Origin of the sequence: Fictibacillus enclensis, from assembly GCF_001457035.1 — a bacterium.
In the GTDB taxonomy this organism is placed as follows: Bacteria; Bacillota; Bacilli; order Bacillales; family Fictibacillaceae; genus Fictibacillus_C; species Fictibacillus_C enclensis.
Genome location: NZ_KQ758623.1, coordinates 1 through 22572, shown reverse-complemented (window position 1 = coordinate 22572; position 22572 = coordinate 1). Strand labels below are relative to the sequence as shown.

The 22572-nt window shown below is 45.7% G+C and carries 23 protein-coding genes, 3 pseudogenes and 2 other annotated features; all 26 genes and pseudogenes read right to left on the bottom strand.

Annotated elements, in window-relative coordinates; translation table 11 throughout:
• Positions 1 to 238 precede the first annotated feature (238 nt).
• Positions 239 to 841: a class I SAM-dependent methyltransferase gene (locus AS030_RS21645; RefSeq protein ID WP_061975654.1), complete on the bottom strand. Its 603-nt coding sequence runs from the start codon at positions 839 to 841 to the stop codon at positions 239 to 241.
• Positions 842 to 943: 102 nt separating this feature from the next.
• The gene (rplL, locus tag AS030_RS21640) at positions 944 to 1306 is read right to left on the bottom strand and encodes a 50S ribosomal protein L7/L12 (protein WP_061975652.1); all 363 of its coding nucleotides are present in this window, start codon (positions 1304 to 1306) and stop codon (positions 944 to 946) included.
• A 51-nt stretch (positions 1307 to 1357) separates the two neighbouring features.
• The gene (gene rplJ, locus AS030_RS21635; protein ID WP_061975650.1) at positions 1358 to 1858 is read right to left on the bottom strand and encodes a 50S ribosomal protein L10; all 501 of its coding nucleotides are present in this window, start codon (positions 1856 to 1858) and stop codon (positions 1358 to 1360) included.
• Positions 1859 to 1898: 40 nt separating this feature from the next.
• Positions 1899 to 2046 (bottom strand) — a sequence feature (ribosomal protein L10 leader region).
• A gap of 43 nt (positions 2047 to 2089) precedes the next feature.
• The gene (gene rplA / locus AS030_RS21630) at positions 2090 to 2791 is read right to left on the bottom strand and encodes a 50S ribosomal protein L1 (RefSeq protein ID WP_061975648.1); all 702 of its coding nucleotides are present in this window, start codon (positions 2789 to 2791) and stop codon (positions 2090 to 2092) included.
• A 200-nt stretch (positions 2792 to 2991) separates the two neighbouring features.
• Positions 2992 to 3417, bottom strand: coding sequence for a 50S ribosomal protein L11 (gene rplK / locus AS030_RS21625; protein WP_053356210.1), 426 nt, complete (start codon positions 3415 to 3417; stop codon positions 2992 to 2994).
• A 169-nt stretch (positions 3418 to 3586) separates the two neighbouring features.
• Positions 3587 to 4120 carry a transcription termination/antitermination protein NusG gene (gene nusG, locus AS030_RS21620; protein ID WP_061975646.1) on the bottom strand — a complete coding sequence of 178 codons (534 nt, stop codon included), beginning with the start codon at positions 4118 to 4120 and terminating at the stop codon, positions 3587 to 3589.
• 84 nt (positions 4121 to 4204) lie between these two features.
• Positions 4205 to 4411, bottom strand: coding sequence for a preprotein translocase subunit SecE (secE, locus tag AS030_RS21615; protein ID WP_061975644.1), 207 nt, complete (start codon positions 4409 to 4411; stop codon positions 4205 to 4207).
• Positions 4412 to 4470: 59 nt separating this feature from the next.
• Positions 4471 to 4620, bottom strand: coding sequence for a 50S ribosomal protein L33 (rpmG, locus tag AS030_RS23280; RefSeq protein ID WP_074440646.1), 150 nt, complete (start codon positions 4618 to 4620; stop codon positions 4471 to 4473).
• Positions 4621 to 4783: 163 nt separating this feature from the next.
• Positions 4784 to 5413 (bottom strand): annotated as a pseudogene (gene sigH / locus AS030_RS21610) (RNA polymerase sporulation sigma factor SigH).
• A gap of 104 nt (positions 5414 to 5517) precedes the next feature.
• Positions 5518 to 6027 carry an NYN domain-containing protein gene (locus tag AS030_RS21605; RefSeq protein WP_061975642.1) on the bottom strand — a complete coding sequence of 170 codons (510 nt, stop codon included), beginning with the start codon at positions 6025 to 6027 and terminating at the stop codon, positions 5518 to 5520.
• The gene (gene rlmB, locus AS030_RS21600) at positions 6027 to 6773 is read right to left on the bottom strand and encodes a 23S rRNA (guanosine(2251)-2'-O)-methyltransferase RlmB (protein WP_061975640.1); all 747 of its coding nucleotides are present in this window, start codon (positions 6771 to 6773) and stop codon (positions 6027 to 6029) included. Before rlmB ends, AS030_RS21605 begins: the two co-directional genes overlap by 1 nt.
• Positions 6773 to 7195, bottom strand: coding sequence for a Mini-ribonuclease 3 (locus AS030_RS21595; protein ID WP_061975638.1), 423 nt, complete (start codon positions 7193 to 7195; stop codon positions 6773 to 6775). Before AS030_RS21595 ends, rlmB begins: the two co-directional genes overlap by 1 nt.
• Entirely contained in the window at positions 7196 to 8596 is a 1401-nt protein-coding gene (cysS, locus tag AS030_RS21590; RefSeq protein WP_061975636.1) for a cysteine--tRNA ligase, read from the bottom strand.
• Complete coding sequence (gene epsC, locus AS030_RS21585; RefSeq protein WP_061975634.1) at positions 8593 to 9243, bottom strand: serine O-acetyltransferase EpsC; 651 nt, start codon at positions 9241 to 9243, stop codon at positions 8593 to 8595. The genes cysS and epsC overlap by 4 nt, the downstream gene beginning before the upstream one ends.
• A gap of 337 nt (positions 9244 to 9580) precedes the next feature.
• Positions 9581 to 9824: a binding site (T-box leader), on the bottom strand.
• Between the two features lie 65 nt (positions 9825 to 9889).
• Positions 9890 to 11356 (bottom strand): glutamate--tRNA ligase, encoded by a 1467-nt coding sequence (gene gltX / locus AS030_RS21580; RefSeq protein ID WP_061975632.1) that lies wholly within the window; start codon positions 11354 to 11356, stop codon positions 9890 to 9892.
• A gap of 51 nt (positions 11357 to 11407) precedes the next feature.
• Positions 11408 to 11884, bottom strand: a complete 477-nt coding sequence (gene ispF / locus AS030_RS21575) for a 2-C-methyl-D-erythritol 2,4-cyclodiphosphate synthase (RefSeq protein WP_061975630.1) — start codon at positions 11882 to 11884, stop codon at positions 11408 to 11410.
• A complete protein-coding gene (gene ispD / locus AS030_RS21570) occupies positions 11859 to 12572 on the bottom strand; it encodes a 2-C-methyl-D-erythritol 4-phosphate cytidylyltransferase (RefSeq protein WP_061975628.1) in 714 nt (237 codons plus the stop codon). The genes ispF and ispD overlap by 26 nt, the downstream gene beginning before the upstream one ends.
• Before the next feature lie 60 nt (positions 12573 to 12632).
• The gene (locus AS030_RS21565; RefSeq protein WP_061975626.1) at positions 12633 to 13724 is read right to left on the bottom strand and encodes a PIN/TRAM domain-containing protein; all 1092 of its coding nucleotides are present in this window, start codon (positions 13722 to 13724) and stop codon (positions 12633 to 12635) included.
• An 84-nt stretch (positions 13725 to 13808) separates the two neighbouring features.
• Positions 13809 to 14882: a DNA integrity scanning diadenylate cyclase DisA gene (gene disA / locus AS030_RS21560; RefSeq protein WP_061975624.1), complete on the bottom strand. Its 1074-nt coding sequence runs from the start codon at positions 14880 to 14882 to the stop codon at positions 13809 to 13811.
• Between the two features lie 3 nt (positions 14883 to 14885).
• Complete coding sequence (radA, locus tag AS030_RS21555; protein ID WP_061975621.1) at positions 14886 to 16262, bottom strand: DNA repair protein RadA; 1377 nt, start codon at positions 16260 to 16262, stop codon at positions 14886 to 14888.
• Positions 16263 to 16458: 196 nt separating this feature from the next.
• Positions 16459 to 18891 (bottom strand): ATP-dependent protease ATP-binding subunit ClpC, encoded by a 2433-nt coding sequence (gene clpC / locus AS030_RS21550; protein WP_061975767.1) that lies wholly within the window; start codon positions 18889 to 18891, stop codon positions 16459 to 16461.
• Positions 18892 to 18916: 25 nt separating this feature from the next.
• Complete coding sequence (locus AS030_RS21545) at positions 18917 to 19942, bottom strand: protein-arginine kinase McsB (RefSeq protein ID WP_420889667.1); 1026 nt, start codon at positions 19940 to 19942, stop codon at positions 18917 to 18919.
• A gap of 45 nt (positions 19943 to 19987) precedes the next feature.
• On the bottom strand, positions 19988 to 20524 hold the full coding sequence (locus AS030_RS21540) for a protein-arginine kinase activator protein McsA (protein ID WP_061975617.1): 537 nt from the start codon (positions 20522 to 20524) through the stop codon (positions 19988 to 19990).
• Positions 20525 to 20561: 37 nt separating this feature from the next.
• Positions 20562 to 21032, bottom strand: coding sequence for a CtsR family transcriptional regulator (locus AS030_RS21535; protein WP_061975615.1), 471 nt, complete (start codon positions 21030 to 21032; stop codon positions 20562 to 20564).
• Positions 21033 to 21240: 208 nt separating this feature from the next.
• Positions 21241 to 21975 (bottom strand): annotated as a pseudogene (locus AS030_RS24475) (ABC transporter substrate-binding protein); the annotation flags it as partial.
• A pseudogene (locus tag AS030_RS23275) lies at positions 21975 to 22269 on the bottom strand (iron chelate uptake ABC transporter family permease subunit); the annotation flags it as partial. The pseudogenes AS030_RS23275 and AS030_RS24475, both read right to left, overlap by 1 nt.
• Positions 22270 to 22572: the final 303 nt, after the last annotated feature.

Genomic DNA, 22572 nt, shown 5'->3' with positions numbered 1-22572 from the left:
CTTGTTCCTATATACTCTAACATTCTACTATCGAATGCCAGAAAGACAAAAAGAAAAAGGGTTTTCTTACAAAACCACAATTTCAATCGAGCAACAGATTATATAATTTTGTCCAATTTCTTCTCTTGATATACCTAGAAATAGTTGTTATATCGAGGTTTTTTCTGCATTTGAGCACAAAGGCAGAAAATGTGAATTCATTGGCATTTTACAATAATAGCATAGAGCATAGGCAGAGTCAATGTTTTTTTGCGCGAATAATATAATATCCTTTGTTCTTGGAAACAATTTCCACCTCGTCGAAAACTCCCTTCAGTTTCTCGATGGCAGAAGGAGCTCCCTGCTTCTTTTGAATCACAACCCACAGCTCTCCATTGCTTTGCAATTTCCCGTAGGAATCTTCAAAAAGCTGATGAACAACCTTTTTCCCTGCACGGATGGGCGGATTGGTGAGTATAGCTGCAAATTCCGACTCCTGCACATTGTCAAAAAGATTACTCTTTCGCACCTCAATATTGGAGATTCCATTTTTCCTTGCGTTTTCCCGGGTCAACTCGAGCGCCCGTTCGTTCACATCCACCATCAATAATTGACGGCTTTCATCTTCTTTGGCGAGCGCAAGCCCAATCGGACCATACCCGCAGCCCACATCCAAACAATCTCCACCGATTTTCGGAAAGACAAATTCCTCGATCAGCAGCCTGCTCCCAAAATCGACTTCTTTTTTGGAGAACACACCGGCATCCGATGTGAATTTCAATTCGCGGTCTCTCAGAACAAACGTCCAGGTTTTCGGATTGCTTTTTGCATCAGGATTTTCTGAATAATAATGGCCACTCATGTTTTTCTCCCTTTCATCCAAAGGAATTCCTGGTATCAGTATTACCCAAATGATTTCAAATAAAAAGGCCCGCCTGTTGGCGAACCTTTTTTAGATTTAAAATTACTTAACTTCTACAGAAGCTCCAGCTTCTTCAAGTTTAGCTTTGACTTCTTCAGCTTCTTCTTTAGCAACGCCTTCTTTAACATTGCTTGGAGCGCCGTCAACTAGTTCTTTAGCTTCTTTAAGACCAAGTCCAGTAAGCTCACGAACTACTTTGATAACTTTGATCTTAGAAGCGCCAGCGCTTGTAAGAACTACATCAAATTCAGTTTGCTCAGCAGCAGCGTCTGCACCAGCAGCTCCACCAGCAACAGCTACAGGAGCTGCAGCAGTTACACCAAACTCTTCTTCAATTGCCTTAACTAGGTCGTTAAGTTCTAAAACTGTCATGCTTTTTAGGCTTTCAATGATTTCTTTAGACATTATAATTTCCTCCTTAGTTAGTTAAATCTTATTTGATTTAAAACGAAAGGCTTATGCGCCTTGTTCTTCTTTTTGTTCAGCAACGGCTTTAGTAACCAACGCAAAGTTGCGGATTGGCGCTTGAAGCACGCTGAGTACCATAGAAAGAAGTCCTTCGCGTGATGGAAGATCCGCAAGAGCTTTAACTTCCTCAAGTGTTGCGATACGGCCTTCAATTACACCAGCTTTGATTTCAAGAGCGTCGTGTTCCTTAGCAAAGTTGTTAAGGATTTTAGCCGGAGCCACTACATCGTCATTGCTGAATGCAATCGCTGTAGGTCCAACCAAATGCTCGTTAATCTCAGATAAGCCGGTTTCGTCAGCTGCACGCCGAGTCATTGAGTTTTTGTAAACTTTAAACTCGATTCCAGCTTCACGAAGTTGTTTACGAAGCTCAGTTACTGCCGCTACAGTCAAACCACGATAGTCAACAAGAATTGTTGATTTGCTCTCGCGCAATTGTCCAGCGATGTCAGAAACCAACTGCTTCTTAGTTTCAATAATGCTGCTCATCCTTACACCTCCTGTAGAATAGTCTAGTCATCTTCATACCGTAGCCATAAGAAAAGCCTTCATGTTAGACATGAAGGCGTAGTTTCAGAAATCAAGCAATTAAAAATTGATGTATTCTGTGCTACACACCTCGGCAGGATGATTAAGCATAAAGCCCCTGCTGTCTACGGCATGACATAGATATTTATTTTCAACATTCCAAACTATATCAGTTTAAAAAATGTTTGTCAACTATTTTTTAAGAGAAAAGTTAGACGGGTTAACTTTAATTCCAGGTCCCATTGTAGAAGAGATCGCTACGTTGCGGATATAAGTACCCTTTGCAGCAGCTGGCTTAACTTTAATAAGCGTATCGATGATTGTTCCAAGGTTCTCGGACAATTTGTTGTCTTCGAAAGAAACTTTCCCGATCGGCACGTGAATGTTACCGGCTTTGTCAACACGGTATTCCACTTTACCTGCTTTAATATCGTTAACCGCTTTTTCAACTTCAAAAGTTACAGTACCTGTTTTAGGGTTTGGCATTAAGCCTTTAGGTCCTAATACACGTCCAAGGCGACCAACTTCAGCCATCATGTCAGGTGTTGCCACGATTACGTCGAAGTCGAACCATCCTTGTTGGATTTTGTTGATGTAGTCAGTATCGCCTACGAAGTCAGCTCCGGCAGCTTCTGCTTCTTTTGCTTTTTCGCCTTTAGCGAATACTAATACACGTTGAGTTTTACCAGTACCGTGCGGTAGCACGACAGCACCACGGATTTGTTGGTCCGCTTTCTTAGGGTCCACCCCAAGACGTACTGCTACTTCAACAGACTCGTCAAACTTAGCTGTTGCAGTCTTTTTTACAAGCTCAATCGCTTCAGTAGCCTCATAAGCTTTTTGGCGGTCTACTAATTTAGCCGCTTCTTGGTATTTCTTACCTTTTTTAGCCATTGTAAAAATTTCCTCCCTTATGTGGTTTAGCGGATATACCTCCCACTTAAACGGCCACCCGAGATTTTGAGGGCCGCTGCGCCTCTCTGGCACCGGAATTAAACGCCGGTGCTTTCAGGCTTTGTTTCATTAATAAAGGTTGCGAACCGTTTTACCGGTAGGATGTCTCCTTTACTCGCAACCCGTTTGACGCATCAGGATTAGTCTTCGATAACAATTCCCATGCTGCGTGCTGTACCTTCAACCATACGCATTGCAGACTCAACGTTTGCAGCGTTTAGGTCAGGCATTTTTGATTCTGCAATTTCGCGAACTTTATCACGTTTTACAGTTGCAACCTTTTTCTTGTTTGGCTCACCAGAACCAGACTCGATACCAGCAGCTACTTTTAGAAGTACAGCAGCTGGAGGGGTTTTAGTAATGAATGTAAATGAACGGTCTTCAAAAACCGTGATTTCAACCGGGATAATTAAACCAGCTTGATCAGCAGTACGAGCGTTGAACTCTTTACAGAATCCCATGATGTTAACACCAGCTTGTCCTAATGCAGGTCCAACCGGTGGTGCCGGATTTGCTTTACCAGCAGGGATCTGAAGCTTTACCATTTTAATAACCTTTTTAGCCACGCGACACACCTCCTTAAGTCCGTGATGTGGTATATGGGTGCAATACCCTCCCACTCAAAAATACGCTTCCCCCATGCTTAGGAGAAAGCAGTTGTTTAGAAATATCAAACATTAAAAAGTCTATCACTTTTTAAGTTGGATTTCAAGCGTTTTTAAAATTACTTTGAAACTAGAGCTTGACGACCTGGTTGAAATCCAATTCAACCGGCGTTTCACGGCCAAACATGTTGACATGAACCTTAAGTTTCCGCTTGGTCGGATCGATCTCTTCAATCGTACCCACAAAGTCAGCAAACGGACCTTCCTTCACTTTCACCGCTTCCTTAAGCTCAAAGTCCACTTCGATGCGAGGCTCTTCCATACCCATGCCTTTAAGGATGTGTTCAACCTCTTCAGGCAAAAGCGGAGTTGGTTTGGAACCCGCTCCTGCAGATCCTACGAATCCTGTAACACCCGGGGTATTTCGAACTACATACCATGAATCGTCAGTCATGACCATTTCAGTCAAAACATAACCAGGGAAAACCTTTTTCATGGCTGTTTTTGTTTTGCCGTTCTTTACTTCCGTTTCTTCTTCGACAGGAACGAGCACACGGAAGATCTTGTCCGACATCCCCATTGATTCCACGCGCTTTTCCAGGTTCGTTTTCACTTTGTTTTCATACCCTGAATACGTATGAACGACATACCAGTTTTTTTCCATATTTATCGGGACAACCCGTGTCCTTTCCCTCCTAAGCGGATATACTCTAAGCAGTGTATCCAGTTATCTTTCTATATAAACAAATTAGTCAACAATGAGTTCAACAAGTTTTGAAATGCCTAGGTCAACTACCCAGAAGAAGAGCGCCATCACTATAACAGTACCGATCGTAACCGTTGTATAGCGAATCAATTCATCCCGCTTCGGCCAGCTAACTTTCTTCATTTCCTTCTTAACGTCGGATAAAAACTTTGCAGGAGACTTTCTTGTTTTTTCTGCAATGTCAGCCATCATGTTACCCCCATTAGCTAAAAGTTAATATATGTGCAAACAGCCGGCAAGCCGGCATCTTATTTCGTTTCTTTGTGGGTAGTGTGTGCATTGCAATGACTGCAAAATTTCTTAACCTCGATACGTTCAGGATTTGCTGCCTGGTTTTTCATGGTGGTATAATTTCGGCTGCTGCATTGATCGCAGGCTAAAATAACTTTTTTTCGCATAATAACACCTTCCGTGCTGTTTAGACCCACTCATCCACGATATCTATATTACTTTTACCACATTATCACAGGGCAAAAGGCTTGTCAATAAAGGTCGGAACGGCTCTGGCGGCAGCAACCGGCCTTATGAATACAAAAAGAAAAACAGGGGTAGCCCCCCTGCTTATAATGTTATTTCCCGTAATTCAAGATATCGTTCAAGTTTTCTTTTTACACGCTGAAGTGCATTGTCTATCGACTTGACATGCCTGTCCAGGTCAATGGATATTTCCTAATATGACCTTCCATCCAGGTAGAGCATCAGCACTTTCCGTTCGAGATCGCTTAATATCTCACCCATTTTCAGCTCGATATCATCGAACTCTTCCTGGTTAATGATGAGTTCTTCCGGATCGGTTACCTTTGTTCCGCATATCACATCCATCAATGTCCTGTCCGATTCTTCATCATAAATCGGCTTGTCCAGCGAGACATACGAATTCAGCGGTATGTGTTTTTGCCTTGTTGCGGTTTTGATGGCCGTTATCATTTGCCGTGTGATGCACAGTTCGGCAAAAGCCTTAAAGGATGAAAGCTTGTCCTCTTTATAATCTCTGATGGCTTTATAAAGGCCGATCATGCCTTCCTGGATAATATCTTCCCGGTCAGCACCGATTAGAAAATAGGACCTTGCTTTTGCGCGCACAAAATTTTTGTATTTGTTAATCAAAAATTCCAACGCGGCACTGTCTCCTACATGGACATGTTCTACCAGACTTTCGTCTTCGATCTGTTCATAATCCAGAACCGTCATTTCTTTGAGGTAAATGCTCACGACAATCCCCCCGGTCAGCGCCTGAATGCAAGGCAAAATATAACAATATTATACAGCATGGCAGGAAATTGCGTCAAGATTGTTTATTTTTGTCCTCTTCTCCATTTTTCGAATATTTCAGCGATTTCTTCAGACAAAGAGATACTCGAGAAGTTGCGTCCCCTGGCCGACTTTACTTTTCGGTCAATCCGCTTTTCGATATCCTCCATCTCGATTTTCAGTTCCCTGGAAGACTTTCGAAGAGCCCCCTTAGCAAAAACTACCCATTGTTCGGTATAGTCCGAAGTCGCTACGAAAATCCGGGTATTCACATTCTTAAACTCCGAAGCCAGTTTCTCAATCCGTTCATCTGCGGTTTCATTCTCTCTTGTAAAAATGACTTCAACCTTATAGTTCTTTGATTTCTTTTCAATGCCCGGCACCAAGTGAGCGTCAAAGACCACGATCACTCTGTATCCGGTAAATGCCTGATATTCTGCCATTTTTTCAATGAGAATATCCCTGGCCTTCGCAAAATCCAAGTCTTTCAGGGATCTCAGCTCCGGCCAGGCTCCAATCACATTGTATCCGTCAACGATCAGGATGTTTTCCATTATGATGATTGCGGATGGCGTTTGCGGTAAACCTCGTATAAGAGCAGGCCTGCTGCCACTGATGCATTAAGAGAAGTAACCTTCCCTTCCATCGGCAGCCGTACAAGAAAGTCGCATGTATCCTTCACCAGGCGGCCCATCCCCTTGCCCTCACTTCCAATGACAAGGCCGATCGGCAAATCCAGCTTGGCTTCCCTGTAGTCTTCTTGCCCTTTCATGTCGGCTCCCACAAACCAAAGGCCGCGCTCCTTCAATTCCTTCATCGTTTGAACAATATTCGTCACACGAACAACCGGGATATATTCAATGGCTCCCGTGGAGGCTTTGGCAACAGCCGCCGTAAGCCCTACCGCCCGCCGTTTGGGAATAATGACGCCATGGGCTCCGACCGCGTCAGCCGTTCTGATGATCGAGCCCAAATTGTGGGGATCCTCGATTTCATCCAGAATAATGAAAAAAGGATCTTCTCCCTTTTCTTCCGCTTTTTGAAATAAATCGTCGATCTCTGAATATTCATAAGCCGCTACTGCCGCAATGACACCCTGGTGGTTTCCTCCATCACTCAGCAAATCCAGCTTTTTTTTCGGAACGAACTGAACAAGCACATTATTTTCTTTGGCCATGTGTATGACCTGGCTCACTGGCCCTTTTTGAGAGCCTTCTCCCACAAAAATTTTATTGATATCTCTTCCTGAACGCAGCACTTCGAGTACAGGGTTTCTTCCGATAATAAATTCTTCGCTCATTATTTTCCTCCCTCTTCCGCCTGTTCAACGAAAGACACTACTTTTTCAAAAATCATATCCAGCCGTTCCTCTCGGCCCAACAAATGGTGATAGCCAATAATGGCTTCAAAGCCTGTCCCGTACCGGTACGTTTGGACATCTGTGTTTTTTGGGACTGACCCTTGGTTTGCGTTTCTGCCCCGCATGATGACAGCAGTTTCTTCTTCATCAAAAAAGCCCTCTTCAAGCAGCCGTTTAACGACCGATGCCTGCGCTTTCGCAGATACATACTTGGTGGCAAGGGTATGGAGTTTGTTCGGTTTCACCTGCCCTGAATGAATGAGGTGATGCCGCACAAACGTTTCCAGCACGGCATCTCCCATATACGCAAGGGTCATTCCATTTAATTGTTTAACATCAGCATTAGTGATTTGTTTGCTCATTTACTGCCTCTTCCAGCGAACACCCTGCGGCGTATCTTCCAATACGATATTCAGGTCGCGCAGCTGGTCACGAATTTCATCCGCCCGGGCGAAATTGCGTTCTCTCCTGGCGTTGTTCCGCTCTTCAATGAGCGCTTCAATGTCTTCGTCCAGCAGCTCTTTCTCTTCTGTCAGCGTCAGGCCAAGCACTCCGGCAAGCTCTTCGAAAAGACCGATAAATTTGGCAAGCACCGCGGTTGAGGTGTTTTCTGACTGCAAGTACACATTCGCCTCTCTTGCCATATCAAACAGGACTGCAATGGCGTTTGCGGTATTGAAGTCATCATCCATTTCAGTGATGAAGCTTTGTTTGAATTGCTCTATTTTTTCGTTCCATTGCTCGGCATCAGAAGCAAGATCCGCGCTGACTTCCAGGCGGTGCTTCAGATTTCCATAAGCCGTACGAATCCGGTTCAAGCTGACCTCGGCACTTTGAAGCAATTCATTACTAAAGTTGATCGGGTTGCGATAATGAACGGCCATCATGAAAAAGCGGATCACCTGCGGGTCGAACTCTTTAATCATATCGTGAACAAGCACGAAGTTCCCGAGTGATTTGGACATCTTTTCGTTATTGATATTAATATACCCGTTATGCATCCAATATTTTGCCATCGGCGCTTCATTTAGCGCTTCTGACTGGGCGATTTCATTCTCGTGGTGAGGGAAGGTTAAATCCTGGCCTCCTCCATGAATGTCAATGGAATCCCCAAGGTACTTTTTCGCCATGGCCGAGCACTCGATGTGCCAGCCCGGACGGCCTTTCCCCCATGGGCTCTCCCATGAGATTTCTCCCTCTTTGGCTGATTTCCACAGTGCAAAATCTAGAGGGTCCTTCTTGATGTCGCCTACTTCAATCCGTGCCCCGGAACGAAGATCATCAATTGATTGATGTGAAAGCTTGCCATATCCGTCAAAGGCTCGTGTTTTAAAATACACATCGCCTTTTGCTTCATAAGCGTAGCCTTTTTCAACCAGCTTGCTGATAAAATCGATAATTTCCGGCATGGTCTCGGTTACTCTTGGATGATAGTCCGCTTCCTGGACACCAAGCGCGCAAACATCTTCATGATACGAGTTAATAAAACGTTCTGCTACTGTGGGAACATCGGTACCGAGCTCTTTAGCCGTCCTAATGAGTTTATCGTCCACATCGGTAAAATTGGAAATAAAATTCACGTCATAGCCGCGGTATTCAAGGTAGCGTCTTACCGTATCAAATACGATGGCCGGACGGGCATTTCCGATATGAATGTAGTTGTAAACGGTCGGTCCGCATACATACATTTTTACTTTCCCTTCCTCAAGGGGTTTAAATACCTCTTTTTGACGGGTTAACGTATTATAAATCACTAAGCTCATCGCACTTCACTTCCCTTTCGTAAACGTTCCATATCTTCCTGCAATCTTTCAATCTCCGCCTGCAGTTCGCGGAATTGGGCAGCCACCGGATCCGGAAGATTGCAGTGATCCAGCTCCTGGCCGACCTTCACGCCATCCTGTACAACGACCCGACCGGGAATCCCTACTACTGTCGAGTTCGGTGGCACATCCCGAAGAACAACCGAACCGGCCCCTATCTTAGAATGTTTCCCAATTGTGATGGATCCCAATACTTTAGCTCCCGAAGCAACCAATGCATGGTCCTCAAGTGTCGGATGCCGTTTTCCTTTTTCCTTACCAGTACCACCAAGTGTTACTCCCTGATACAATGTAACATTATTTCCGATAATACACGTTTCTCCAATAACTACACCCATCCCATGATCTATAAACAACCGGCGCCCGATCTGCGCACCCGGATGAATTTCAATTCCTGTAAAAAAGCGGCTGATCTGTGAAACCAGACGGGCGAGAAACAAGAAATTGTGCCTAAACAACTTGTGAGCCACCCGGTGGGCCCAGACCGCATGCACGCCCGAATACGTTAAAATGACCTCCAGCTTGCTTCGTGCCGCCGGATCATTATCAAAAACTGCCTGTATATCCTCCCTCATGCGCTTCCACATGGAAATCCCCCCTTAGTTAAGAAAAGCTGAAACGGGCCGTTAAAAAGCGGCAGGCGTTGGAACTCTTGAATGGCAACACGCTTTTTGTGTTGTGGTGAAATAGTGAAACGACCGAGCTTTTGGCCGTTGAAGCTGGATCAAGAAAAGCTGAAACGGCTAACCTTTGCCTTCTAGTTGACCATAATCCTGTTTTGGCGGGTAAATGCGCGATTTCGGCGGTTAAATCCTTTGTTATGCCCTGTATTTACTTCATTTCCGCCGGTAAATCTTCCATTTCCGCTTGTAAACCCCGTGGAACCCGCCCATGGGCATATAAAAAAGCGTCTCTGTGCATATGCACAGAGACGCTTTTGGCGCGGTTCCACTCTGTTTAACAACAAAAATACGAAAACAACGAGGAAATTCAGTATTTTTGCTCTTCCCTTGTACTCCGTAACGTGGAGGGCCGCTTTTATCTACTATTGGTTCGATAAAAGGCTCCGAGGTGCACTTCAGTTTCCTTTTTCATAAACCACTTTCAGCCAAGGTGGTTCTCTCTAATATGAAAATGAGAAACTTACTCTCCTCATCCTTGCTGTCGCTGTAATTAATTTCTTTTAATATATTACATTGCGGGCAAAATGTTAACTAATTTTGCCTGATAAATTTATGCAAGGTGCGCTGCCGTATGATCCAGGCGTTTCAGGATCTCTTCTTTTCCGAACAGGGAAATGGCCTGCGGAAGGTCCGGTCCGTGCGTTTGACCTGTGGTTGCTACGCGGATTGGCATAAAGAGATTTTTCCCTTTTTGCTTTGTTTCCTTTTGGGTTGCCTTGATCGCAGCCTTTACTTCTTCTGCAGAGAAATCGGTGATCGCTTCAACGTGCCCTTTGAAGGAAGCGACAACTTCAGGAACGGTTTCGCCTTTCAGCACTTCAAGTGCTTCTTCTTCATATTCAATCTGTTTCTTGAAGAACACGTCGGTCTGCTCAACGATTTCAGCGCCGTAGCTGAGTTTTTCTTGATAAAGAGCTACAAGCTTGGCTGCCCACTCACGGTCCTCTGCTGACATGTCTTCTTTTAAGCGTCCGGCTTCCACCAGATGCGGAATCGTAAGCTCAATGACCGTTTCCAGGTCTTGCTTTTTCATGTACTGGTTGTTTACCCAAAGCAGTTTCTGCTTGTCAAAAATAGCCGGAGCTTTGGAAAGGCGGGAAGCATCAAAAATTTCGATGAACTCATCCTTGGTAAAAATTTCTTCCTCTCCAACTGGAGACCAGCCAAGCAGTGCAATAAAGTTAAACAACGCTTCAGGAATATAGCCGAGCTGTTCATACTGTTCAATGAACTGAATGATCGACTCGTCACGCTTGCTGAGCTTTTTGCGATTTTCGTTAAAAATCAGTGTCATGTGGCCAAACACCGGTGGTTCCCAGCCGAATGCTTCATAAACCATCAGCTGTTTTGGTGTGTTGGAGATATGATCATCCCCGCGCAGTACATGCGAAATCTTCATCAAATGATCATCGATGGCCACCGCAAAGTTATACGTTGGGATGCCATCTTTTTTCACAATGACATAATCCCCGATCCCATTGGAATCGAATGAAACATCACCTTTTACCATATCGGAAAATGCATAGGTGTGGTCTGCCGGCACAGCAAAACGAATGCTCGGCTTTCGTCCTTCCGCTTCAAGCGCCTTGCGCTGATCCTCAGTAAGATGACGGCACTTTCCGGAATAATGCGGCGTTTCATTTCGTGCTACCTGCTCGTCGCGTGAAGCTTCAAGCTCCTCTTCTGTACAATAGCATGGATAAGCCAAACCGCGGTCAAGCAAATCCTGATAATGCTCTTTATAGATGTCCAGGCGCTCCATTTGAGTGTATGGACCGTACTCTCCACCGATATCAATGCTTTCATCCCAGTCCATGCCCAGCCATTTTAAATACGTTAACTGGCTTTCCACTCCGCCCTTGATATTTCGCTTTTGGTCTGTGTCTTCAATACGGATGATCAATTTACCGTTATGATGACGGGCAAACAAATAATTAAACAGCGCCGTTCTTGCATTCCCTATATGTAAATGTCCTGTTGGGCTTGGCGCATACCTTACCCTTACGTCGTTTGACATTTTACGTCCACCTCGTTCATTTTTATGCTTTGTTCATTGTACCACTTTCGTCTACTTTTTGGTAATAAGGATTACTGCGTTGGCAGCAATGCCCTCACTGCGGCCCGTAAAGCCTAGCTTCTCGGTTGTCGTCGCCTTTACATTGATCTGGTCAGTTTCTGCTCCAAAAATTCTGGCAATGACATTACGCATTTCCTCGATGTATGGCGCCATTTTTGGCTTTTGAGCAATGATGGTGCAATCCACATTGTTAAGTTCGTATCCCTTTTGCTTCACTATCTCCCATGACTCCTGAAGAAGTTTTTTGGAATCGGCATCTTTAAATGCTTCATCTGTGTCCGGAAAATGCTGGCCGATGTCCCCTTCTCCAGCAGCACCGAGCAACGCGTCCGTAACGGCATGCAAAAGCACATCCGCATCAGAGTGGCCAAGCAGGCCTTTTTCAGAAGGAATCGTGATTCCCCCGATAATCAGTGGCCGCCCTTCCACCAGCTGGTGCACATCATAGCCTTGTCCCACTCGAATCATATGTTTCTCTCTCCCTTTGTTCCAAAATCGCATTGGCAAAAATAAGATCGTGTACGGTCGTTAATTTAATATTTAAATAATCTCCCTCAATGATGGAAACCGGGTACCCTGTCTGCTCCACCAGGCTGGCGTCATCGGTGCCGAGATAGCCCGATTCCGCCGCTATTTGGTGGGCCTGTAAAACGACAGGCAGACGAAAAGCTTGTGGTGTTTGGACAGCCCACAAGCTCGCACGGTCTATCGTTTCCGTCACGGTTTCGCCCTTTGCTTTTTTCACCGTATCTTTTAACGGAACCGCCAGAATAGCGGCTCCTGTTTCATTTGCTTTAACCACGAGTTTATGGATGCTGTCTTGCTGGACAAAAGGACGGGCACCATCATGAATCAACGCAAGATCCGTTTCCGCCACTGCCTTCAGTCCTTCAAATACACTGTGCTGACGCTCCGCTCCGCCACGAACAATCTTGGTGACCTTTTGAAAAGAAAAACGGTCCACCGCCTCATGAAATTGATGCTGCTCCGCCTCGTTCACGACGAGGATAATTTCACGGCACCATGGATCTTCCTCAAAGACGGACAGCGTATGGGCAATCAGCGGCTTTCCCTTCAGCTCGATCCATTGTTTGTTCTTGCCTGCATTCATCCTTTTCCCCTGTCCCGCTGCAGGGATTACCATGCTATACTCCAACAACCTTCTCCACCACTCTAGACTGCATACAGAGAAATCAGCTCTCCTGTAAGCTTGTAGTTATAATGCTTTTTCCAGCAGTTTCGGCTTCGCAAAAATCATACGTCCGGCAGATGTCTGCAACACACTGGTAACCAAGACATCAATCGTCTTGCCAATGTAATTTCTGCCTTCTTCGACTACGATCATCGTGCCGTCATCCAAATAGCCGACTCCCTGATTGTGTTCCTTGCCGTCCTTGATCACCTGCACGATTAATTCTTCACCCGGAAGAACGACAGGTTTTACCGCGTTGGCAAGATCATTTATGTTCAATACTAACACATTTTGAAGCTCACAAACCTTGTTCAGGTTAAAATCATTGGTTACAACGACACCAGACAGCAGCTGGGCGAGTTTCACCAATTTGCTGTCAACCTCGCTGACCTCTTCAAAGTCTCCTTCGTAAATTTCAACCTTGATCGAAAGCTCTTTTTGGATGCGGTTCAGGATATCCAGCCCCCGCCTTCCTCTGTTTCGTTTCAGGACATCAGAGGAATCAGCAATGTGCTGAAGCTCTTCCAGTACAAAACGGGGAATAATCAGCGGACCTTCCAAAAAGCCAGTCTGGCAAATATCGGCTACCCTGCCGTCAATAATGACACTGGTATCCAGAATTTTGTACTTCCCTTTCAGCTTTTCTTCTTCAGCATCCTTTTTTCGTTCTTTTCCGGCCCGGTTAATGGAAAAAAGCGCGATGAGTTCGTCCCGCTTTTTAAAGCCCACCTGAAATCCGAGATACCCGAGCAAAAGGGTAAGAAAGATAGGAAGAACAGAACTAAAGACCACGATATTGATGTTGTTAAGCGGAAGTTGCACAAAAAACGCTACTATAAGTCCAAATATAAGTCCGATTGTTCCAAAGAGTACATCCGTGACCGGTGCTTTAACGACGGTTTCTTCCACCCATCGAATCAGCCCAACGATGTAATCTGTTACCCAAAATGTAGATAAAAAGAATATAAGTGCCCCTAAGACCGCTCCCGCATAAGAAGACGTTAATTCGCTGGGCAAATCACCCAAATTCAATATACGGATAATGTCAGGGACATAGATAAAACCAAGCATGCCGCCAACAACAACAAAAAATAGCTGTACAAACCTTTTTAGCATGCATTTCACCTCCCTTAACCATTATTTACAGAAAGTCTGTTTTGAAACGTGTTCGTGTGAGAATTTCCATAAAATTTTCGTCATTTAAATATGCCTGTCTACAAAAAGCTGCTCCTGAATCCGTTTCAGCCCTTCCTTAATTTTCTTGGCGCGAATTTCCCCGATGCCTTCCACTTCATCCAGTTCTTTGATGGAAGCCCGGAGAATGCTCGGAAGACTGTCGAACGTGCCGATCAAATTCTCTACAATCAGAGTTGGAAGTCTTGGAATCTTTGAAAGGATCCTGTAGCCGCGCGGATGAACCGTTTCCTCCTGCACATTAGCGGAAGGCGAATGTCCCAGCAGTTTAACAATGACATTCTCGTCAAACAGTTCATCACTCGACAGTTTCTTCAGCTGCCGCAGAATATGAGCCGGGTCGTGCTTTCTGTCTTTTACATAATCCTTGATCAGAAGAACAGCCTCATCTTCAATGTTTGCGACAAGTTCTTCCATCTGCATCCGTATTAATCTTCCCTCGACGCCTAACTCATTAACATATTTTATGATTTCATTCTTTATTCTTAGAACCATTTCAATACGATGAATGACCTGGGATACCTCCTGGAACGTCACCAGTTCTTCAAATTCCAGGGCGCCGAGGTTGGTAACACTCTGGTCAAACACAACTTTGTATTTTTCAAGCGTTTGGATCGCCTGATTGGCCTTCGTTAAAATAACACCAATATCTTTCAGCGAGTAGCGGATCACACCCTGATAGAGCGTGATGACATTTCGGCGCTGCGAGATGGAAATGACAAGGTTCCCTGTCTGGCGGGCCACCCGTTCAGCCGTTCGGTGCCGAATTCCCGTTTCCGTGGAAGGAATGGAGGTATCCGGTACAAGCTGTGTATTGGCGTACAGGATGCGTGATGCATCCTCGCTCAGGATGATGGCTCCATCCATTTTGGCCAGCTCATACAGAGATGCAGGAGAATATTTACAGTTGATAGAGAACCCTCCATCAACGAGCTGAGTGACTTTATCATTATAACCGACAACAATGAGGCCGCCGGTGTTGGCACGGAGCACATTGTCTATACCCTCTCTGAGGGGCGTTCCCGGCGCAACAAGCTGCAGCATGTTGCTGATGATTGCTTCTTTTAGAATATGATCCATACGTTATCCTCCCAAAGTATAGTGCAATGTCTCTTCGACAGTAGACACACCGATAACCTCAATTCCATTAGGGATCGTCCAGCCCCCAAGGTTTTTATCCGGAATGATGGCCCTCTCAAAGCCCAGCTTGGCTGCTTCATGGATCCGCTGGTCAATCCTCGATACCCGCCGGACCTCGCCTGTTAATCCCACCTCGCCAATGATCACATCAGTTGGGCGTGTGGGCGCATCCCGAAAGCTCGAAGCGATGCTTACAGCCACCGAAAGGTCAACAGCCGGCTCATCCAGCCTTACTCCTCCAGCAACATTCAGGTAAGCATCCTGGTTTTGAAGCAAAAGGCCGACCCTTTTTTCAAGAACCGCCATCAGAAGCGAAACACGGTTGTGGTCAATGCCGGTAGCCATCCTTCTTGGATTTCCAAAACTTGTAGGAGATACTAATGCCTGTATTTCTACAAGCATGGGCCTGGTTCCTTCTAATGAGGCAACAACAGTTGATCCCGCTACGCCTTTCGAACGTTCCTCCAGGAAAATTTCCGACGGATTGAGCACCTCAGCAAGGCCCAGCTCCTTCATTTCAAATACGCCGATTTCATTAGTTGAGCCGAAGCGGTTTTTAACCGCCCGTAAGATCCGGTACGTATGATGGCGCTCTCCTTCAAAGTAAAGCACAGCATCCACCATGTGCTCAAGCATCCTCGGGCCGGCGATGGCCCCTTCTTTTGTCACATGGCCCACGATAAAAATAGCAATGCCCTTCGTTTTGGCGATCCGCATAAAATGCGAAGTACATTCTCTCACCTGGGAAACACTGCCCGGAGCACTTGTCACTTCCGGCCGGTAAACCGTCTGAATGGAGTCAATGATCACAACCGACGGATTAATTTCGTTCACCGCTTTTTCAATCAGATCGAGGTCCGTCTCTGCCAAAACAAACAGCTCTTCGGCCGCTATATCCAGGCGGTCCGAACGAAGCTTCGTCTGCTTGACGGACTCCTCTCCTGAAATATACAGCACCTTTTGCCCGTGCTCTGCCAATTTAGCAGAGGTTTGCAAAAGAAGGGTAGACTTTCCGATACCGGGGTCACCGCCAACCAATACGAGTGAACCTGGTACAATGCCGCCTCCGAGTACACGGTTCAGTTCTGCAGTATGCGTATTGATCCGCGGCTCCTGCTCGCTTTTTACAGAAACAATGGATTGGGGTTTTTGCTGTGTGCCGGATGAGGAAGAGGTGGATAACCCCCTGGTTGGGGTATCTTTCTTGATGACTTCTTCCACCATGGTGTTCCATTGGTGGCAGCCCGGGCATTTCCCCATCCATTTAGGTGATTCATAACCACATTCCTGGCACATAAAAACAGATTTGTTTTTGGCCATTACGTTCTCCTCTATGTTCAACTGTCGTCTGACAGTATACAATTTCTTTCTTTTTATCTCTATGTCTTTATTTTAGCAAACATCATACCCCTCTTTCCATTGGGGACATTTAGAATTCTGGCAAATCGCAAATATCATGGAAAAAAACCCGGAAGACATGTATGTCTCCCGGGTTCTGTCAAAACGATCCTGACGATTATGAAGAAGCTCCGACGGTCTCTACAACAAAGTCGTTATTGTCGACATCGATTTTGACCGTGTTGCCTTTGCTGATGTTTCCTCGTAACAGCTCTTCCGATAACCGGTCTTCGATTTTACGCTGTAATGCGCGGCGCAGTGGACGTGCTCCATAATCCGGATCATAACCTTCATCCGTAATCTTATCTAATGCAGCATCGGTAAGCTCAATTTCAATGCCCTGATCTTTGAGACGGTTGATCAAGGATTCTGCCATCAGTGTAACGATCTGCTTGAGATGTGTTTTCTCAAGGGAATGGAACACAATGATCTCATCGATACGGTTCAAGAACTCTGGGCGGAACGCCTTTTTCAGCTCAGCCATCACTTTCGTTTTCATGTCGTTGTATTGTTGATCTTCTGTATGAACAGTGAATCCGAGTGAGCTGTTGCGTTTGAGCGTGCTTGCACCGACATTGGACGTCATGATGACGACCGTGTTTCGGAAGTCCACGGTACGCCCTTTTGAGTCGGTTAAGCGGCCATCTTCAAGCACTTGCAGCAAAATGTTAAATACTTCAGGATGCGCTTTTTCAATCTCATCCAGCAGGATAACAGAGTAAGGCTTGCGGCGAACTTTTTCAGTCAGCTGTCCGCCTTCTTCGTGTCCAACGTATCCTGGAGGTGAACCGACCAATCGGGAAGTCGTGTGTTTTTCCATATACTCGGACATGTCGATGCGAATAATTGCATCTTCGTCACCAAAGAGGGATTCAGCCACGGCACGGGCCAATTCCGTCTTACCAACCCCAGTCGGTCCAAGGAAAATGAAGGAACCGATCGGACGCTTCGGATCTTTTAGTCCGGCGCGTGCACGGCGGATGGCTTTTGAAATCGATTGGACGGCTTCGTGCTGACCAATTACCCGGTTATGAAGGATTTCCTCCAATTTCAAGAGGCGCTCGGTCTCTTCTTCAGCCAGTTTGGAAACCGGTACTCCCGTCCAGCTGGACACCACTTGAGCGATGTCTTCCGGAGTCACTTCGGTGTTTTCCTGACCCTGCTTTTCTTTCCATACGTTCTTGGTTTTCTCCAGTTCTTCACGCAGACGCTGCTCTGTATCCCGGAGTGACGCTGCTTTTTCGAACTCCTGGCTTTGAACCGCGGCGTCTTTTTCCTTGCGCACTTCTTCAAGCTTAAGTTCAAGCTCTTTCAGATTTGGCGGCGCGGTATAGGAACGAAGTCTCACTTTGGATGCGGCCTCGTCAATGAGATCGATCGCTTTATCAGGAAGGAAGCGGTCGGAAATGTAACGGTCGGACAAGGTGACCGCTGCTTCAATCGCATCATCCGTAATGGTCACACGGTGGTGGGCTTCATAACGGTCGCGCAGACCCTGAAGAATCTGTGTGCTCTCTTCTTTCGTCGGTTCGTTCACCGTAATCGGTTGGAATCGGCGTTCAAGCGCTGCATCCTTCTCAATGTATTTACGGTACTCGTCAAGCGTGGTAGCACCGATACATTGGAGTTCACCGCGTGCAAGCGCAGGTTTTAAGATATTGGAGGCATCAATTGCGCCTTCTGCCCCGCCTGCCCCGATCAAGGTATGAAGTTCATCAATGAAAAGAATGATATTTCCGGCCTGGCGGATTTCATCCATCACCTTCTTCAGACGGTCTTCAAATTCGCCGCGGTATTTTGTTCCCGCAACCACTGTTCCCATATCCAATGTCATTACCCTTTTATCACGAAGGGTTTCAGGTACCTCATTGTTGATGATTTGCTGGGCAAGGCCTTCGGCGATCGCTGTTTTACCTACACCGGGCTCACCGATCAGAACCGGGTTGTTTTTTGTTCTGCGGCTCAACACCTCAATGACTCTCTGGATTTCCTTAGATCGGCCGATGACCGGATCCAGGCTGCCATCCTTGGCGATTGCGGTCAAGTCTCTCGCAAGACTGTCCAGAGTCGGTGTATTGGCATTGGTGGAAGCCCCTCTGTGGTTGGAGGATGCTTCATTGCTTCCAAGGAGCTGAAGCACCTGCTGGCGGGCTTTGTTCAGGCTGACGCCCAAATTGTTAAGTACACGGGCTGCTACTCCTTCTCCCTCACGAATCAGACCCAAAAGAATATGTTCTGTTCCCACATAAGAATGTCCGAGCTTTCTCGCTTCATCCATTGACAGTTCAATCACCTTTTTTGCCCTTGGAGTGTAATGGATGGTTTGCACGGATTCCTGACCGCGTCCAATCAGTGTTTCCACTTCTTTTTGGATTTTCTCAGGACCGAGTCCGAGGACATGGAGCGCTTTAGCAGCAATTCCTTCTCCTTCGCGGATTAAGCCAAGCAGAATGTGCTCCGTTCCAACATTATTGTGGCCAAGACGGATGGCTTCTTCCTGTGCCAGCGCAAGTACTTTTTGAGCTCGTTCTGTAAATCGACCAAACATCATAATCATTCACACTCCCATTCGGATTTTAAGCTTCTTCAAGTTCAACTCTTTCCCGGATCAGCGCGGCCCGAAGGATATCACGCTCATCCGGATTTAACATTTCATTGGCATACTGCTGTAAAAAGCCCGGTTGTGTAAGTATCATTAACTCATTTAATATCGATCGGGAAATCCCCTGGATCACTCCCAGATCTATTCCCAGCCTTACATCGGATAGGCATTGCGCCGCTTCCTTCGACTGGATGATCCGGCTGTTGGCCAAGACGCCATATGACCTGAAGATTCGGTCTTCCAGTTGAATTTTCAATCCCTGCTGGAGATTGTTTCGCGCGGCCCTTTCCTGCTGGATCAATTGGAGGACAACGCCACGCAAATCTTCAACGATATCTTCTTCCGATTTCCCAAGCGTAATTTGATTGGAAATTTGGAACACATTTCCCTGAGCTTCTGTTCCCTCTCCATATATTCCTCTCACCACCAGCCCCAGCTGGTTGATGGCCGGAATAATGCGGCTTATTTGTTTGGTAATAACCAAAGCCGGAAGATGCATCATAACAGAAGCTCTAAGCCCCGTTCCAACATTGGTCGGACAGCTTGTTAGGTAGCCTCTTTCTTCGTCGAACGCATAATCCACTTTTTCTTCAAGCCAGTCATCCAGTTCTCCGGCAAGCTTTAACGCTTCTTTCAGCTGGAAGCCTGCAAACAGGCACTGAATTCGCAAATGATCTTCTTCGTTGATCATAATGCTTACCGATTCATCCTCATTCAGCATGACCGCTCCATATTTGGATTGTTCGGCAAGATGAGGGCTGATAAGGTGCTTTTCTACCAATACCCTTTTTGCCAGGGGTTTTAGCTGATCCAGTGAAAGAATTTCAAATTCGCCCCAATTTCCGAACTCCTGGTCCCCATTCGCTTCGTGTAATTTACGAATCACGGTTTCAGATTCTTCTTTGGAAGCAAAATCCGGGAAATTATAATTTTCCAGGTTTCGGGCGAGCCGGATCCTGCTGCTTAGCACAATATCAGAATCAGGTCCTTCTTCCTTCATCCAGGGACTGATGGCTTCACTTATAAAATGTTCAAGTGACACGCTCTATTCCCCCTTTTCCTGATGCTTTTGCTTCTCTAAAAGCCGGATCTTATCACGGGTTTCAGCAGCTTTTTCGAATTCCTCACTCAGGATATACTGTTGCATCGATTTCTTTAAATTCTCCAATTCCCGTTTTTCCTGAAGTCCGCTGCCAATCCGCTTTGGAATTTTCCCCTCATGCTTTGTATTTCCTCCGTGCACCCGCTTTAAAATTGGATCAAGCTTGGAGTCAAATACTTCGTAGCAATGGCTGCATCCAAAACGGCCAATTTTGGCAAACTGTTGATATGTCATGCCGCATTTCGGGCACACCAGAACTGATTGCTGAGAAAGTCCCGGAGAAGCTGTTCCCGATATCGCCGGATCTCCGTAAAGAAGTCCGGAAAGCAGCTGATGAATAGAGAATGTATTCGACCCTGGAAGGAATTCTCCTTTTTCTTTTGCACAATGCTCACAAATATGAAATTCTGTTTTCTGTCCGTTTACAATCTTTGTAAAGTGCAAAGTGGCAGGCCGTTCATGGCAATCCTGGCAAAACATTTTATTCTCCTCCCCTATTAATAAATGTGATACAACGTTATCTGGTTCTAAATTTTAGCGTCCGAATCATGCCTTTTAATAATTCGGCTCTCAATTGATCACGCTCAGGAAGGTCTAACACTTGAAGAACAGTGCGGTCAATGACACTCAGCATAATTCTCGCCTCGCGTTCCGATATGATCTGTTCATCCAGCAGCCGCAGCACCACATTTTCGGCATTCCCCTGTGAAATGCGGTCATTGATCAAAAGCAGCAGCTGGTCAATCAGGTGGACGTAATTTTCTGTTTTGACCTTAATAATGCGGATATATCCCCCGCCCCCCCGTTTGCTTTCCACAACAAATCCTTTTTCTACGGTGAATCGTGTATTAATAACATAGTTGATCTGGGAAGGGACACACTGGAATTTTTCAGCAATATCCGTCCGTTTGATTTCAATAAATTTATCATTCGAACCTGCAAGGACCTGCTTCAAATATTCTTCAATAATGTCTGAGATATTTCTCAACCTGCTACCCTCCCCTCTGACTTTGACTATCTTTGACTATATGTATATATTATAGTCCGTTTCCCAGGTTTTATGCAACTAATGAATACTTTCTGCCTCATAGGGGAACAAGGTATTTCTCTCACAGTATTACCCGATATTTTTCCTGTTAATCGTTCCTTTTTGAAGGATTAAAAAAAGAAGCCCCTCAAAAATACCGCCGGGACTTCTACTGAAACAACCTATTGCTTGGAAAAGATTTTTTTGCCTGGTCCATCGCCATCTATTGCCTATCGCCGAATAATCAAGCCACGGCTGATCGGGAATCACATAAACATGTTTGTTTTTTACTGCTTTTAACCCTTTCCAGATCGCAGAGTTTTCCATCTGCTTAAAGGCGGTTTTGATTGATCGGTTTTTGATTGATCGTCCTGATTCACTACGACAAAAATTGCATCTGCATCAAAACCAGGCAGCACCTCCTGGGAGATTACTTGATATGGCTGGCTGGCATCCACTTTTTTAACCCCATTTGCAGGAGTAAGCCCTAAATCATCAAATAGAAAGGGGCCCCATGGGACGAGCGGTGCCAAATACACGCAGCTCTTTGGCGGTTACACGAATCGCCATTGCCCTGCTGTTTTTTCCAAGTTCTTGTTTGATTAAGCCTTTTACTTCTTTTGTTTCCTTCTCGTATCTTCGACAAATTCATTAGCCTGTTTTTCACGATTAACAAGTTTCCCTATTTTTTTCAAATGGTGCTCCATGTCCCTTCATCAAGGTTAAAAACATGAATAGGCGCAATTTTTTTTGAATTTGTCAAGTTCTTTTCCACCATATTCTTCGTCCATATAAACAGCTGAGCGCTTTAAAGCAAGCAGGGCTTTCATATCAGGATTAGCTGCAGGCCCAAGTTTTTTGTATTTTTCAACTCGTCTTTCACGTGAGGAAGAAAATCCTTTAAACTGTAAGTCTAAGCGGAGACATCCCCCCGGGGGACATCGAACCAAGCGCAATAAATAACATGCTCAGAACCGCCCCAATACGGTAGATGAGGGAAAAAGGCAAAACAGAGTGCGACGACCAGCATGGAGCCTCCGTTTATTCCTAAAATACCTGCATCCGCCAAAGGGTTCCGGGCAATCCCCTGCATACGTGTTCCTGCTACCGCAAATGCAGCTCCTACAATCGCAGCCCCAATCACCCGCGGATGCCGCAGCTCACGAATGATCTGTTGCGAAGTAATCGCAGGATCGTAATGAATTTTTGGGACCAGTCAGGAGCTTTTCGGGGCAAGATTTTGTTTTTTTGAAAAGAAAAAGGACTAATTGAGGGGTTTTTTGTGCGGGCAAAGCTGGAACTCAGGAGGGTTCGAGGATTTGAGGCTCTGCTGATCCCCTGGTGGCTAGGATACTTGCGGTTCGACACGATTTACTTGCATATCACGTCATTTTCATCTTTCGACAAAACAAAAAAGCACCGCTGATTTCTCAACAGTGCTTAATTTTTGCCCGGCAACGTCCTACTCTAACAGGGGGAAGCCCCCAACTACCATCGGCGC

Coding starts and splice junctions, on each gene's coding strand:
- AS030_RS21645 (WP_061975654.1), bottom strand. CDS start 841: ATGAGTGGCCATTATTATTCAGAAAATCCTGATGCAAAAAGCAATCCG.
- rplL (WP_061975652.1), bottom strand. CDS start 1,306: ATGTCTAAAGAAATCATTGAAAGCCTAAAAAGCATGACAGTTTTAGAA.
- rplJ (WP_061975650.1), bottom strand. CDS start 1,858: ATGAGCAGCATTATTGAAACTAAGAAGCAGTTGGTTTCTGACATCGCT.
- rplA (WP_061975648.1), bottom strand. CDS start 2,791: ATGGCTAAAAAAGGTAAGAAATACCAAGAAGCGGCTAAATTAGTAGAC.
- nusG (WP_061975646.1), bottom strand. CDS start 4,120: ATGGAAAAAAACTGGTATGTCGTTCATACGTATTCAGGGTATGAAAAC.
- secE (WP_061975644.1), bottom strand. CDS start 4,411: ATGGCTGACATTGCAGAAAAAACAAGAAAGTCTCCTGCAAAGTTTTTA.
- rpmG (WP_074440646.1), bottom strand. CDS start 4,620: ATGCGAAAAAAAGTTATTTTAGCCTGCGATCAATGCAGCAGCCGAAAT.
- AS030_RS21605 (WP_061975642.1), bottom strand. CDS start 6,027: ATGGAAAACATCCTGATCGTTGACGGATACAATGTGATTGGAGCCTGG.
- rlmB (WP_061975640.1), bottom strand. CDS start 6,773: ATGAGCGAAGAATTTATTATCGGAAGAAACCCTGTACTCGAAGTGCTG.
- AS030_RS21595 (WP_061975638.1), bottom strand. CDS start 7,195: ATGAGCAAACAAATCACTAATGCTGATGTTAAACAATTAAATGGAATG.
- cysS (WP_061975636.1), bottom strand. CDS start 8,596: ATGAGCTTAGTGATTTATAATACGTTAACCCGTCAAAAAGAGGTATTT.
- epsC (WP_061975634.1), bottom strand. CDS start 9,243: ATGTGGAAGCGCATGAGGGAGGATATACAGGCAGTTTTTGATAATGAT.
- gltX (WP_061975632.1), bottom strand. CDS start 11,356: ATGTCAAACGACGTAAGGGTAAGGTATGCGCCAAGCCCAACAGGACAT.
- ispF (WP_061975630.1), bottom strand. CDS start 11,884: ATGATTCGAGTGGGACAAGGCTATGATGTGCACCAGCTGGTGGAAGGG.
- AS030_RS21565 (WP_061975626.1), bottom strand. CDS start 13,724: ATGCTAAAAAGGTTTGTACAGCTATTTTTTGTTGTTGTTGGCGGCATG.
- disA (WP_061975624.1), bottom strand. CDS start 14,882: ATGGATCATATTCTAAAAGAAGCAATCATCAGCAACATGCTGCAGCTT.
- radA (WP_061975621.1), bottom strand. CDS start 16,262: ATGGCCAAAAACAAATCTGTTTTTATGTGCCAGGAATGTGGTTATGAA.
- clpC (WP_061975767.1), bottom strand. CDS start 18,891: ATGATGTTTGGTCGATTTACAGAACGAGCTCAAAAAGTACTTGCGCTG.
- AS030_RS21545 (WP_420889667.1), bottom strand. CDS start 19,942: ATGAAGGAAGAAGGACCTGATTCTGATATTGTGCTAAGCAGCAGGATC.
- AS030_RS21540 (WP_061975617.1), bottom strand. CDS start 20,524: ATGTTTTGCCAGGATTGCCATGAACGGCCTGCCACTTTGCACTTTACA.